The organism is Pseudonocardia sp. T1-2H (assembly GCF_038039215.1).
Classification (GTDB): domain Bacteria; phylum Actinomycetota; class Actinomycetes; order Mycobacteriales; family Pseudonocardiaceae; genus Pseudonocardia.
Genome location: NZ_JBBPCL010000001.1, coordinates 642,526 through 654,898 on the forward strand (window position 1 = coordinate 642,526; position 12,373 = coordinate 654,898).

The 12,373-nt window shown below is 73.3% G+C and carries 15 protein-coding genes and 1 pseudogene; 13 read left to right on the forward strand and 3 right to left on the reverse strand.

All coding sequences use genetic code 11. From position 1 onward, the window contains the following. The first annotated feature begins 97 nt into the window (after positions 1 to 97). Genes fdxA through WBK50_RS03220 form a run of 3 tightly spaced genes read left to right on the forward strand, consistent with a single transcriptional unit; the run spans position 98 to position 2,726 of the window. Entirely contained in the window at positions 98 to 424 is a 327-nt protein-coding gene (gene fdxA, locus WBK50_RS03210; protein ID WP_341334155.1) for a ferredoxin, read from the forward strand. Continuing rightward, positions 421 to 1,530, forward strand: coding sequence for a succinyldiaminopimelate transaminase (gene dapC / locus WBK50_RS03215; protein WP_341334156.1), 1,110 nt, complete (start codon positions 421 to 423; stop codon positions 1,528 to 1,530). The genes fdxA and dapC overlap by 4 nt, the downstream gene beginning before the upstream one ends. Further along, complete coding sequence (locus WBK50_RS03220) at positions 1,527 to 2,726, forward strand: MFS transporter (protein ID WP_341334157.1); 1,200 nt, start codon at positions 1,527 to 1,529, stop codon at positions 2,724 to 2,726. The genes dapC and WBK50_RS03220 overlap by 4 nt, the downstream gene beginning before the upstream one ends. Positions 2,727 to 2,730: 4 nt before the next feature. Here WBK50_RS03220 and WBK50_RS03225 read toward each other — a convergent pair whose 3' ends face one another. Then, the gene (locus tag WBK50_RS03225; protein WP_341334158.1) at positions 2,731 to 3,684 is read right to left on the reverse strand and encodes a CHAD domain-containing protein; all 954 of its coding nucleotides are present in this window, start codon (positions 3,682 to 3,684) and stop codon (positions 2,731 to 2,733) included. 5 nt (positions 3,685 to 3,689) lie between these two features. Continuing rightward, a complete protein-coding gene (dapD, locus tag WBK50_RS03230) occupies positions 3,690 to 4,637 on the reverse strand; it encodes a 2,3,4,5-tetrahydropyridine-2,6-dicarboxylate N-succinyltransferase (RefSeq protein WP_341334159.1) in 948 nt (315 codons plus the stop codon). A 225-nt stretch (positions 4,638 to 4,862) separates the two neighbouring features. Here dapD and dapE point away from each other — a divergent pair, with 225 nt between their 5' ends. The 9 genes and pseudogenes from dapE to WBK50_RS03275 all read left to right on the forward strand — a co-directional run bounded on the left by dapE (position 4,863) and on the right by WBK50_RS03275 (position 11,337). Next, the gene (gene dapE / locus WBK50_RS03235; protein ID WP_341334160.1) at positions 4,863 to 5,942 is read left to right on the forward strand and encodes a succinyl-diaminopimelate desuccinylase; all 1,080 of its coding nucleotides are present in this window, start codon (positions 4,863 to 4,865) and stop codon (positions 5,940 to 5,942) included. A gap of 37 nt (positions 5,943 to 5,979) precedes the next feature. Continuing rightward, positions 5,980 to 6,747, forward strand: a complete 768-nt coding sequence (locus WBK50_RS03240; protein WP_341334161.1) for an LOG family protein — start codon at positions 5,980 to 5,982, stop codon at positions 6,745 to 6,747. Next, the gene (locus WBK50_RS03245) at positions 6,747 to 7,346 is read left to right on the forward strand and encodes an LOG family protein (RefSeq protein WP_341334162.1); all 600 of its coding nucleotides are present in this window, start codon (positions 6,747 to 6,749) and stop codon (positions 7,344 to 7,346) included. The genes WBK50_RS03240 and WBK50_RS03245 overlap by 1 nt, the downstream gene beginning before the upstream one ends. A 55-nt stretch (positions 7,347 to 7,401) precedes the next feature. Then, positions 7,402 to 8,213, forward strand: a pseudogene (gene folP, locus WBK50_RS03250) (dihydropteroate synthase). Between the two features lie 210 nt (positions 8,214 to 8,423). Continuing rightward, positions 8,424 to 9,383, forward strand: a complete 960-nt coding sequence (locus WBK50_RS03255; RefSeq protein ID WP_341334163.1) for a glucosyl-3-phosphoglycerate synthase — start codon at positions 8,424 to 8,426, stop codon at positions 9,381 to 9,383. Positions 9,384 to 9,423: 40 nt separating this feature from the next. Then, the gene (locus WBK50_RS03260; RefSeq protein WP_341339274.1) at positions 9,424 to 9,813 is read left to right on the forward strand and encodes a DivIVA domain-containing protein; all 390 of its coding nucleotides are present in this window, start codon (positions 9,424 to 9,426) and stop codon (positions 9,811 to 9,813) included. Beyond that, positions 9,810 to 10,328 carry an SRPBCC family protein gene (locus WBK50_RS03265; RefSeq protein WP_341334164.1) on the forward strand — a complete coding sequence of 173 codons (519 nt, stop codon included), beginning with the start codon at positions 9,810 to 9,812 and terminating at the stop codon, positions 10,326 to 10,328. Before WBK50_RS03260 ends, WBK50_RS03265 begins: the two co-directional genes overlap by 4 nt. A gap of 54 nt (positions 10,329 to 10,382) precedes the next feature. After that, complete coding sequence (locus tag WBK50_RS03270; protein ID WP_341334165.1) at positions 10,383 to 10,964, forward strand: DNA-3-methyladenine glycosylase I; 582 nt, start codon at positions 10,383 to 10,385, stop codon at positions 10,962 to 10,964. 202 nt (positions 10,965 to 11,166) lie between these two features. Beyond that, positions 11,167 to 11,337 (forward strand): DUF3117 domain-containing protein, encoded by a 171-nt coding sequence (locus tag WBK50_RS03275; protein ID WP_297495092.1) that lies wholly within the window; start codon positions 11,167 to 11,169, stop codon positions 11,335 to 11,337. 97 nt (positions 11,338 to 11,434) lie between these two features. Here WBK50_RS03275 and WBK50_RS03280 read toward each other — a convergent pair whose 3' ends face one another. Further along, the gene (locus WBK50_RS03280; RefSeq protein ID WP_341334166.1) at positions 11,435 to 11,620 is read right to left on the reverse strand and encodes a hypothetical protein; all 186 of its coding nucleotides are present in this window, start codon (positions 11,618 to 11,620) and stop codon (positions 11,435 to 11,437) included. A gap of 77 nt (positions 11,621 to 11,697) precedes the next feature. On the opposite strand from WBK50_RS03280, the gene WBK50_RS03285 reads away from it, so the two are divergent. Continuing rightward, positions 11,698 to 12,252, forward strand: a complete 555-nt coding sequence (locus WBK50_RS03285) for a CGNR zinc finger domain-containing protein (protein ID WP_341334167.1) — start codon at positions 11,698 to 11,700, stop codon at positions 12,250 to 12,252. Positions 12,253 to 12,373: the final 121 nt, after the last annotated feature.

The following is a 12,373-nucleotide window of genomic DNA, read 5'->3' on the forward strand; positions in this document are numbered from 1 at the left end:
GCCGGGGCCACGACCCGCGGGTTAACCTGCCACAGCGTGGAACGCGCCCGAGCGCGTACCGCACAGTGTTTCCACAGCCGTAGTTGGAGGACGACCCGTGACGTACGTGATCGCAGAGCCTTGCGTGGATCTCAAGGACAAGGCGTGCATCGAGGAATGTCCGGTCGACTGCATCTATGAGGGTGGCCGGATGCTCTACATTCACCCCGACGAGTGCGTGGACTGCGGTGCCTGTGAGCCGGTCTGCCCCGTCGAGGCCATCTACTACGAGGACGACGTGCCGGACCAGTGGGGCGCGTACACCAAGGCCAACGCTGACTTCTTCGAGGAGCTGGGCTCCCCGGGCGGCGCGTCGAAGGTCGGCCTGGTGGAGAAGGACGTGGAGCCGGCCCTGAGCCTGGCGCCGCAGTCGCACGACGAGTGAGTCCCGTCGCGCTCCCGGACTTCCCCTGGGACTCGTTGACGGGAGCCCGTGAGCTCGCTGCCCGGCACCCGGGCGGTCTCGTCGACCTGTCCGTCGGCACTCCGGTCGACCCCGTGCCCGCCGTGATCCGCGACGCGCTGGCCGGCCCGGCCGCGGAGATCCCCGGCTACCCGACGACGCACGGCACGCCTGCGCTGCGCGAGGCCGTCGCCGCGTCGCTGGGCCGGCGCTTCGGCGTCACCGGGCTCGATGCGGCCGCGGTGCTGCCCACGATCGGCTCCAAGGAGCTGGTCGCCTGGCTGCCGACGCTGTTGGGCCTCGGCGCGGGGGACGTCGTCGGCGTCCCTGCCGTCGCCTACCCCACCTACGAGGTCGGGGCGCTGCTGGCCGGGGCCACCCCGGTCCGGCTGGCGGACGGCGAGGCCCCGCCCGCGGGCACCCGGCTGGTCTGGCTGAACTCGCCGTCGAATCCGACGGGCCGGGTGCTCGACGCCCCCGCGATGCGGGCCGCGGTCGAGGCGGCTCGCGCCGTCGGGGCCACCGTCGCGTCGGACGAGTGCTACCTCGGCCTGGCCGCCCCTGCGCTGGGCGCGGTGTCCGTGCTGCACCCGGACGTCTGCGACGGCCGGCACGAGGGTCTGCTCGCCGTGCACTCGATGTCCAAGACCTCGAACCTCGCCGGCTACCGCGCCGCGTTCCTCGCCGGGGACCCGGCGCTGGTCGGCGCGCTGCTCGAGATCCGCAAGCACGCCGGGATGATCGTCCCGCACCCGGTGCAGGCCGCCCTGGCCGCGGCAGCGTCGGACGATGCGCACGTGCAGGCCCAGGTCGCGCTCTACGACGGACGGCGGGCCCGGCTGCGTGCCGCCGTGGAGGCGTTCGGGTTGCGTGTGGACCACTCGGAGGCCGGGCTCTACCTCTGGGCCACTGCGGGCCGCCCGTGCCGGGAGACTGTGCAGGCGTTGGCGGAGAGAGGGATCCTCGTCGCCCCGGGCGAGTTCTACGGGGATGCCGGCGCGGAGCACGTCCGGATCGCGCTGACGGCGTCGGACGAACGGATCGACGCGGCGGTGGCCCGGCTGACCCCGGATCGACCGGGCACATGACCTCTCCCGACCCCGCCGCCACACGGATCCGTCCGGTGGTCGTCCTGCTCGGACTGCTCGCCCTCGCCGCGAACCTCCGCACCGCCCTGGCGGGCTATCCGCCGCTGCTGGAGACGGTCCGGGCACAGCTCGGGGTCTCCTCGGGCGCCGCCGGCCTGGTGCAGGCCGGGGCGGTGCTGATGATGGCCGTCGGGTCGTTCGTCGGGTCCGGGATCGGCGTCCGGTTCGGCCGGGAGCGCGCCGCGGGCGGCGCGGTCGGGCTGGTGGCGCTCGGCAGCGTCCTGCGCGCGATCCCGGCGCTGGCCCCGCTGATCGCGGGCAGCCTCGTCGTCGGGCTCGGGATCGGGCTCGCCGGGGTGCTGCTCGCCGGGATCGTCAAGGAGCACCTGGCCGCCCGGGCAGGCGCCGTGACGGGCGGCTACGTGGTCGCGATGATGGTCGGCGCGACCGTCGCGTCGGCCGTCGCGGTGCCGCTGTCGGTCGGACTGGGCGGCTGGTCGTTCTCGCTCGCGGTGTGGGCGGTGCCGGCGGTCGTCGCCTGCGCGGTGTGGGCGCCGGTGGCGCTGCGCGTCGGCCGGCCGGACCGGTCCGCGCCATCGGTGCGGCTGCCGTGGCGGGACCCGTTCGCCCGGAAGGCCGCCTGCTACATGTCCGGGACGTCGTTGATGTTCTACGGCTGGCTGACCTGGCTCTCGCCGTACTACGAGAGCCACGGCTGGAGCCCGCAGCGCGCGGGCCTGCTGCTCGCGGTCTGGAGCGTCGCGCAGATCCCGGCCGCGCTGCTCGCCCCGGTGCTGGCCGAACGTCGCCGACGCTGGCGGTTCTGGGGCTCGCTCACGCTCGCCTGCGGGCTGGCCGGGACGCTCGGCGCGCTGCTGCTGGCGGAGCCGGGCGTCGTCGGCCCATGGCCGTGGGCGGTGCTGATGGGGATCGGTGTCGGCGCCGGCTTCCCGATGGGCCTCACGGTGATCGCGTGGAACACCCCCGACGGTGCGACCAGCGCCGCCACCAGCGGGTTCGCCATGGGCATCGGCTACCTGGCGGCCGGGTTGGGGCCCCTGCTGATGGGGGTGCTGATCGACCTGACCGGCGGGTACGTCGCCGCGATCGTGGTGCTGCTGGTCGCCGGGGCGGTGCAGTGGCTGGCGATCTGGCGGATCGGGGACCGGCCCGATCCGGCTACGGCCCCGCACTAGACCCCTACAGCTCCGCGGCGCGCTCCCTGACCTGCTCCCAGGCCACCCACCACTCGGTGCGCTTCTGCTCGGCGCGGGTCCGCTCGCGCTCGACGAGCCGGCCGGCGACGAACACCATGAGCGCGTCCGGGGACTCGCCCAGCCCGTCGAGCAGGCCACGGATCCGCTCCTCGGCCACGCAGGCGTCCTGGTGGTCCCCGAGGACCTCCTGGAGCACCGCCGTCGCCTGCAGCAGCCGCTTGACCGGCCTGCCGAGCATGGGCACCACCAGCTCGCCCACGTACCGGACGCGCTTCACCCGGATCCGCAGCTCGTGCAGGGTCGCGTCCGGCGGGTGCTCCCCGGCCCGCTCCACGTTGCGCCGGAGCTTGTGCGCCTCCCTGCGGACGAGGTCGACGAGCTCGGGCTGCGCCTGCGTCGCCGAAGGGGTGGGCAGGGGCAGCCGGATCGCGTCCGCCAGCCGCTCCAGCAGGGCGGCGTAGCGGGGCGCGGAGAGGGCGGCCAGCATCTCCGCCCGGGCCTGCTCGCGTTCGGTCTCCAGGGCCGCGACGAGCTGCTCCGCCGCCCGTCGCTCGGCCGCCGGCAGGCTCGCCGCCTCCCCGCCGAGCCGCAGCAGCAGGACGTCGAGGTCCCGGACCGGGCCGAGCGCCCGGCCGAGCCGGCCGAGCTCCTCGCGCAACCCGTCGGACCACGGGCCGTCGAGCAGCGGGCGGGCGGCCTTCAGCGCGGCCCGCATGCGCCGCACCGATACCCGCATCTGGTGCAGGTCCTCGATGTCCGTGCCGACCCTGGTCCCCGGGTCGTGCGCGAGCAGGGCCCGTAGCCGCAGGTCCAGCGCGGCGCGGACGTGGTGCGCCGGCGGGTCCGCGGGGGTCGCGGTGAGCGGCGCGGGGAGGTCGGCGACGGAGATCGGCCGCCGCCCGTTGCGGGCTCCGGTCACGGGGTCGGTGCGCGTCACGGGGATCAGTTCGCGTGCAGCGCGGCGTTGAGGGCGATGCCCTCGCCCGTGCGGGGGAGCGCCTCGACCGCGCCGCTGATGCTGTTGCGGCGCAGCAGCACGCCGTCCTGGCCGGAGAGCGTGCGGGCGGCCACGGTGGCGCCGTCGGGCAGGGTCACCTTCGTGCCGGCGGTGACGTAGAGACCGGCCTCGACCACGCAGTCGTCGCCCAGGGAGATCCCGATGCCGGCGTTCGCGCCCAGCAGGCAACGCCGGCCGATCGAGATGACCTGGGTGCCGCCACCGGAGAGCGTCCCCATGATCGAGGCGCCGCCGCCGACGTCCGAGCCGTCGCCCACGACGACGCCCGCGGAGATCCGGCCCTCGACCATGGACGAGCCGAGGGTGCCGGCGTTGAAGTTCACGAAGCCCTCGTGCATGACGGTCGTGCCCTCGGCGAGGTGGGCGCCGAGCCGGACCCGGTCCGCGTCGGCGATCCGCACGCCCGACGGGAGCACGTAGTCGACCATCCGCGGGAACTTGTCCACGCCGTACACGGCGACCGCGCCGCGGGCCCGCAGCTTCGCGCGGACGAGCTCGAACCCGGCTACCGCGCACGGCCCGAAGTTGGTCCACGCGACGTTCGCGAGCAGGCCGAACTGGCCGTCGAGGTTGATCTCGTGCGGCCGGACGAGCCGGCTGGAGAGCAGGTGCAGCCGCAGGTACACGTCGGCCGCGTCGACCGGCTTGTCCGCCAGAGACGCGATCTCGGTACGGACGATCCTCGTCGTGACCTCGCGCGCCTCGTCGTCGCCGGTGAGTGGCTCGAGCGCGGCGCTGGTGTCGACGGCGTCCGCGCCCAGGGCGGGAGCCGGGTACCAGGTGTCGAGGATCGTCCCGTCCGGGGTGACGGTGGCGAGGCCGGTGCCGGAGGCACCCTCGCTGCGGAAACCTGTGCTGAACTCGGTGCTCACGTCTGTGCAATCTACGTCAGTGGGTGCCGTGTCCGGGGCGCCGGTGGCCCGGATGACGCCGGGAGCAACTGCTCGACGGTCTGGGGGGTGGAAGACGGCCGTCGGTAGCCGCCTCGTGCCGCACGCGGCGGTCAACGGCGCCGAGGGACGTGGTGATCAGCCCCGCCCGGCCGGTGCGGCAACTCCCGCCCGTCGGGGCGGAGCCTCCCCGGTACCGTCGCCCGCGTGACCTCGCAGACCACGGACCGGGCCCTCGACCTCACCGCGGATCCCGTCGACCTGACGGCCGCACTCGTCGACGTGCCCAGCGTGTCCGGGGACGAGGCCGTCCTCGCGGGCCTGCTCGAGGCCGCACTGCGGGAGCAGGCACCCCACCTCGAGGTCGTGCGCAGCGGCGCGGCCGTGCTGGCCCGGACCCACCTCGGGCGCGAGCAGCGGGTGCTCCTCGCGGGGCACATCGACACCGTCCCGATCGCGGACAACGTCCCGAGCCGTCGCGACGGCTCGGTTCTGTACGGCTGCGGCACGTCGGACATGAAGGCCGGGGACGCCGTCTTCGCGCACCTCGCCGCCACCCTCCCCGAGCCCCGGCACGACCTCACGCTGGTGTTCTACGACTGCGAGGAGGTCGAGGCCGCCCGCAACGGGCTGGGTCGCATCGAGCGCGAGCTCCCGGAGTGGCTTCGCGCCGACCTCGCGATCCTCGGCGAGCCGACGGACGGCGAGGTCGAGGCGGGCTGCCAGGGGACCCTGCGGGTGGTGGTCCGGACCACCGGGCGTCGGGCGCACTCGGCCCGCTCCTGGCTGGGGGACAACGCGATCCACCATGCGGGCGAGGTGCTGGGCCGGCTCGCCGGCTACGCCCCCCGGGACGTCGACATCGACGGCTGCGTCTACCGCGAGGGCCTGCAGGCGGTCCGGATCTCGGGGGGAGTGGCGGGCAACGTCGTGCCCGACGAGTGCGTGGTCACCGTCAACTTCCGGTTCGCACCGGACCGCACCGCCGAGGCCGCCGTGGCGCACGTCGAGGAGGTGCTCCACGGGTTCGACCTCGCCGTCACCGACCTCTCGCCCGGTGCCCTGCCCGGCCTCACCGCCCCCGCCGCGCAGCAGTTCCTGACGGCGACCGGGACGTCGGCGCGGGCGAAGTACGGCTGGACGGACGTCTCCCGGTTCGCCGCGCTGGGCATCCCGGCGATCAACTACGGTCCCGGGAACCCGAACCTGGCGCACACCCGCGAGGAGCACGTCGACGCCGCGGCCATCATCCGATGCACCGACGTCCTCCGGCGTTTTCTCGGCTGACACCGGGCCGGCGCACGAGGCTCATTAGTCTGCGGACATGAGCGCGAACGGGGAGCGGGCCCGACCCGAGCAGAGTTTCCGCGGCCCGGTGGTGCTGCGTCGCGAGCACCAGACGGAGGGCAGCACCACGGACCAGCGGCTGCTGGACTCACGCGGCCCGAGCGACTGGGTGCACACGGACCCCTGGCGGGTCATGCGGATCCAGGCCGAGTTCGTCGAGGGCTTCGGCATGCTGGCCGAGCTGCCCCGCGCGGTGACGGTCTTCGGTTCGGCGCGGACGCCGGCCGACAGCCCGGAGTACGCCCAGGGCGTACAGCTGGGCGCCGCACTGGCCGACGCCGGCTTCGCCACCATCACCGGCGGCGGCCCGGGCACGATGGAGGCCGTCAACAGGGGGTGCTCCGAGGCGGGCGGGCTGTCCGTCGGGCTGGGCATCGAGCTGCCGTTCGAGCAGGGCCTCAACGAGTGGGTCGACCTGGGCATCAACTTCCGGTACTTCTTCGCCCGCAAGACGATGTTCGTCAAGTACTCCCAGGCGTTCGTCTGCCTGCCAGGCGGGTTCGGCACGCTCGACGAGCTGTTCGAGGCCATGACCCTGGTCCAGACGAAGAAGGTCACCAAGTTCCCGGTCGTCCTGCTCGGCAAGGAGTACTGGCAGGGCCTCTACGACTGGATCGCGGGCCCGGTCCTGAAGACCGGCAAGATCGGCGAGAAGGACCTGGCGCTGCTGCACCTCACCGACGACGTCGACGACGCGGTCAAGGTCGTGCACGAGGCGTACCGCGCGTGGGAGGAGACGCACTGATGACGGCCGGACGCGGGGGCCGGGACCCGCACGCCGTCTGCGTCTACTGCGGCTCCTCGGACGGCGTCCCGCAGCGCTACCTGGACCTCGCGTCGGAGGTGGGCCGGGAGATCGGGGCCCGCGGCTGGTCGCTGGTCTCCGGCGGCGGCAAGCGGTCGATGATGGGCGCCGTCGCGCTCGGGGCGCGTGAGGCGGGCGCCCGGACCGTCGGGGTGATCCCGCGGAGCATGGTCGAGCGCGAGTGGGCGGACCACGACTCGGACGAGCTTCTCGTCACTGAGACGATGCGGGAGCGGAAGGCGCTGATGGAGGCGCACGCCGACGCGTTCCTCGCGCTCCCGGGCGGTATCGGGACCTGCGAGGAACTCTTCGAGGTCTGGTCGGCCGGAGCGCTGGACCTGCACGCCAAACCGGTCGTGATCCTGGACCCGGACGGCCACTGGACGGGTCTGCTCCAGTGGGTCGAAGGGCTCATGGCGGCCGGGTTCGCGAGCCGCGCCCCGCTGGAGCGGATCACGGTGGTGCGCGACGTCGCGGGCGCCCTGGAGGCCTGCGCCCCCCGCGTCGACGCCACGGCCGTGCCACGATCGGGGACGTGACGCTCCCCCGCTCCGCTTCGGCACCCGGACCCCGGCCCAGGACCGCGCGTTGGTCATGGCCATCGTGAACCGCACGCCGGACTCGTTCTACGACCGCGGTGCCACGTTCTCCGACGACGCCGCGATGGCGAAGGTCGACCGGGCCGTCGCCGAGGGCGCGGACATCGTCGACATCGGCGGCGTGAAGGCCGGCCCGGGGGACGTCGTGGACGTCGACGAGGAGGTCCGCCGCGTCGTGCCGTTCGTCGCCGCCGTGCGCGAGCGGTACCCGGACGTCGTGATCAGCGTCGACACCTGGCGGGGCGCCGTCGGCCGGCTCGCCGTCGCGGAGGGCGCGGACCTGCTCAACGACACGTGGGCCGGGACGGACCCGACGCTCGCCGAGGTCGCCGCCGAGACCGGCGCCGGGATCGTCTGCTCGCACACCGGGGGGCCGCGCCCCGGCTGCGGCCGCACCGGGTGCGCTACCCGGACGTCGTCGCGGACGTGGTGGAGGAGGTCACCGGGCAGGCGGAACGGCTGCTCGCGATGGGGGTGCCGCGCGAGGGCATCCTCGTGGACCCGACCCACGACTTCGGCAAGAACACCTTCCACGGCCTGGCCCTGTTGCGGCACTGCGACACGCTCGTCGCGACGGGCTGGCCGGTCCTGATGGCCCTGTCCAACAAGGATTTCGTGGGGGAGACCCTGGGCGTCCCGCTCGAGGAGCGCATCGAGGGCACGCTGGCCGCGACGGCGCTGGCCGCGGCGGCGGGCGCGCGGGTATTCCGCGCGCACCAGGTCGTGGAGACCCGGCGCACCGTGGACATGGTCGCCTCCATTCTGGGTACCCGTAGTCCGGCGCGGACGGTCCGCGCGCTGGCGTAGTAGGGAGGAATCACCCGGAAGTTTGGTTCATCTCTGACCGGCAGTTCAAGGGCGGGCCCGTTCGGATGCTCTTAACCGCGCTGTAACGAGTCGTGTCGTGAACAGTAATCCGCAATGGAACTAATCGAGTACTCGCACCACGAGTTGGAATCCCAGTTGATCCTTACGCCGACGCGTTGACCGCGTTCAGAGACCGACCCGAGGAGAACCATGCAGCCGATCACCGAGGACTGGTTCGCCCGTCGCACCTGGCAGGCCCCGGACTGGACCGTCGAGGACCTGATCGCCGCGAAGCGTGGCCGCAGGGTGTCCGTCGTCCTTCCCGCGTTGAACGAGGAAGCGACCATCGGCGCCATCGTCGCCGGTATCGCGCCTTTCACCATGGGGAACCGGCCCTTGGTCGACGACCTGCTGGTCATGGATTCCGGGTCCGAGGACCGCACCATCGAGATAGCGCGCGAGAACGGCGCCCGCGTCGCGCGGCGCACCGATGTCGTGCCGCATCTCGAGCCGGTTCCCGGTAAGGGCGAGGTGCTCTGGCGTTCGCTCGCCGCCACCGACGGCGACGTCATCTGCTTCATCGACTCGGATCTCGTCGACTTCGACCCCGGGTTCGTCCCGTCGCTGCTCGGCCCGCTGCTGCTGGCGGACGGCGTGCACCTGGTGAAGGGCTTCTACCGGCGGCCGCTGCGCCTCGAGGTCACCGAGGCCGAGTCGCTGGACCACGGCGGCGGCCGGGTCACCGAGCTCGTCGCCCGCCCGCTGCTGTCCGCCCTCCGTCCGGAGCTCGCCGGCATCGTCCAGCCACTCGGCGGCGAGTACGCGGGCACCCGCGCGCTGCTCGAGTCCGTCCCCTTCGCCACGAGCTACGGGGTGGAGATCGGGCTGCTGCTCGACACGGTCGACGGCTTGGGCCTCGACGCCATCGCCCAGGTGAACCTCGGGGTGCGCAAGCACCGCAACCGCAACCTCATGGACCTCGGGGTCATGGCCCGGCAGATCACGGCCACGGCGCTGCGCCGCACGGGGCTGCCGGACACCGGCGCACCGCTGACGCAGTTCGTGCAGGTCGGGGGCGAATGGGTCCCGAACAGCCGGGAGCTGGTCACCACCGAGCGGCCGCCGATGCGGGAGGTCCTGCCCGCCCGGCAGCCGGACCAGGTCGCCTGAGCCCTGTCGCGTCGTTCCCCACCCATGATGGGATGGCGTGGTGGGGACCGCTCTGATCTACCTGCTCGTCGTCGCGGCGGTGGCGGCGGTGGTGTTCGTGCTCGCGGCCATGGTCTTCGGCCGGGGCGAGGAGTTGGCCCCGCTGGCGCCGGGGGCGACACCGACCCGGCTGCCCGCGGAGTCCGTCCGCGGGGCGGACGTGCGGGACCTGCGCTTCCAGCAGGTCGTGCGCGGGTACCGGATGGGCGAGGTGGACTGGGTGCTCGAACGCCTGGCGGATGAGGTGGACCGGCTCACGCGCGAACGCGACGTGCTGGCGGCCCGGGTCGAGGAACTGGAGTCCGGTCCCGCGATCCCGGTCGCGCGGCACGCGACCGGCAGCACCCACCGGCGGATCGGGCCGTCCGAGCACGAGGGGCCGCGCCAGTGAGTGAGCCGCCGACCGGCGGGACGCCGGCTCCGAACGCCCGTCGCGAGCTGACCCTGACCGTCGACGTCCGGGCGCCCGCCCCTGTGGTCTGGGCCTACGTGACGGACTGGGAGACGCAGGGGGAGTGGATCCCCGCCACCCGCGTCCGGCGCACCGGCGGGGACGGCCGGTCCGTCGGCTCCACCCTCGACGCCTTCACCGGCGTCGGCCCGGTCGGCTTCCGGGACACCATGGAGATCACCGAGTGGAGTGAGCCGGCGCCCGGTTCCGACGGGCCCTGGCGCTGCGTCGTCCTGCACACCGGGAAGGTCGTGCGCGGCGACGGCGTGTTCGAGGTCGTCGAGCTCGGGCCGGAACGCTCCCGCTTCGTCTGGACCGAGCTGCTGGACCTCCCGCTCGGGGCCGTCGGCCGGTTCGGCTGGCCGCTGGTGCGGCCCGGCTTCGCGGCCGGTGTCCAGCTCGCGCTGCGGAAGATGGCCCGGCTGTGCGAGCGGCGGTACACCGCACCGCGGTGACCGGGGAGAGCGAGCGCGACGGAACCGTCGGACCCCGCGGGTAGCGTGCCGCCCGTGACGACTCCTGCCGACGAGCGCCTCCGATGCGGATGGGCCACCTCCGCCCCGGAGTACGTCGCCTATCACGACGACGAGTGGGGCCGGCCCCTGCGCGGCGAGGTCGCGCTCTTCGAGAGGCTCACGCTCGAGGGCTTCCAGTCCGGGCTCTCGTGGCTGGTGATCCTGCGCAAGCGGCCGGCGTTCCGGGAGGCGTTCGCGGGGTTCGACCCGGAGGTCGTCGCCAAGTTCGACGATGCGGACCGCGCGCGGCTGCTGGCGGACGCCGGCATCGTCCGGAACCGCCTGAAGATCGATGCGGCGATCGACAACGCCCGGGCGGTCCTGGAGCTCGACACGCCGCTCGACGAGCTGCTGTGGTCGTTCGCGCCGGACCCGGCCGTCCACGTCCGTCCGGCGACACTCGCCGAGGTACCGGCCACGAGCGGGGAGTCGAAGGCCATGGCGAAGGAGCTCAAACGGCGTGGCTTCCGGTTCGTTGGACCCACCACCTGCTACGCGCTGATGCAGGCCGCGGGGCTCGTGGACGACCACGTCGCGGACTGCTGGCGGGCGTCCCCGGACGCCCCGCGTCCATAACGGACGGTCCCCTCCCGACGCCGCGTTCAGCCCGTGATCCGGCGATTGCGCAGCGTGCACGCATCACCCCGCGGTGGCCCATTGATCGCCTCGGTTGTACCTCACGCTCCGCAATAGGGGAGAATGGCCACACCATCCCGCCGTGCGCGCTCCCCAGCGCATCGGCGCCCTGCACGAGAACTGACGACGGAGGGAGCAGGACATGGCGGCGATGAAGCCCCGGACCGGTGACGGACCCCTGGAAGTGACGAAGGAGGGCCGGGGCATCGTGATGAGGGTTCCGCTCGAGGGCGGCGGCCGGCTCGTCGTCGAGATGACCCCCGAAGAGGCCAGCAACCTGGGCGACGCTCTCAAGGCGGCCTCCCCCAGCTGAGCCCCGGAAGTGGGTGCCCGTGTCGTACCCGCGACGCGGGGCCCGCACCAGGACGTCCGGGGCAGGCTCCTCGGAACAGGCTGCCCGGACGTGCGCGTCAGGACTCGGTGCCCGCCGTGGCGTGCACGCCCTGCTCGCTCACCCCCGTGTCGGCGAGTTCCAGGTGCTGGATCGACACCGCCCCGCACACGCAGAGCCGGTAGCGGACCCAGCCCTCGGAGGTGCGGTGGGTCGAGAGCGTCCTGGCCTCGTCCGTCGGCCAGCCGCAGCGCGTGCAGCGCATCGTCGCACTCCTGATGAGAGTAATGTGCGTCTTAATTTGACGCCTTACGCCTAGAGGGTAGCAGGAGTAATAGATCAGTGGACTTCATTGGTTACAGAAGTGACGCGCTCGGCGCTGCGGTCGAACTGGTCAACACGGTCACGGCCGCGCCGGCGGGCCGTAACGGCGAGAGCGCGCCGCCGAACCAGCTCCGTGAGGTCCTGCTCGCCCACGGTTACCTCGCGGGCCGCGCACCCGCATCGGTGGAGCCCACATTGCGGGGCTGGGCGCACCGGCTGCGCACCGTGTTCGACGCCGAGGACCTCGACGAGACCGCGGTGGCGGTGAACGCGGTGCTCGCGGACGTCGTGATCGGCCCGCACCTGACCCGGCACGACGACCAGAGCTGGCACCTGCACTACTCGCCGCCGGACGCCGCCGTGGTGGACCGGGTCCGCTCCACCACGGCCTTCGCCCTCGCCATGCTGGTGTCCGAGTACGGGATGGACCGACACGGCGTCTGCGCCGCGGACGGCTGCTCGCGCGTCTTCGCGGACACCTCCCGCAACGCCGCCCGCCGCTACTGCTCCCCGGCCTGCGCCAACCGCTCCGCGGTCGCCGCCCACCGCGCCCGCCAGCGCTCCTCCCGCTGACCGCGACTCGCGCGGTCTCACACCCCGACTCGCGCGGCGCGAGAGCGCGACTCGCGGGAGTTACGGACGGCCAGCCCGCGAGTCGGGGTGTGAGGCCCCGCGAGTCGTCGGTCTCGGCGGT

Excerpts from the sequence above, each read along its gene's own strand:
- WBK50_RS03275 (WP_297495092.1), top strand. The coding sequence starts at position 11,167 with ATGGCGGCGATGAAGCCCCGGACCGGTGACGGACCCCTGGAAGTGACG.
- WBK50_RS03240 (WP_341334161.1), top strand. The coding sequence starts at position 5,980 with ATGAGCGCGAACGGGGAGCGGGCCCGACCCGAGCAGAGTTTCCGCGGC.
- WBK50_RS03220 (WP_341334157.1), top strand. The coding sequence starts at position 1,527 with ATGACCTCTCCCGACCCCGCCGCCACACGGATCCGTCCGGTGGTCGTC.
- WBK50_RS03245 (WP_341334162.1), top strand. The coding sequence starts at position 6,747 with ATGACGGCCGGACGCGGGGGCCGGGACCCGCACGCCGTCTGCGTCTAC.
- WBK50_RS03255 (WP_341334163.1), top strand. The coding sequence starts at position 8,424 with ATGCAGCCGATCACCGAGGACTGGTTCGCCCGTCGCACCTGGCAGGCC.
- WBK50_RS03280 (WP_341334166.1), bottom strand. The coding sequence starts at position 11,620 with ATGCGCTGCACGCGCTGCGGCTGGCCGACGGACGAGGCCAGGACGCTC.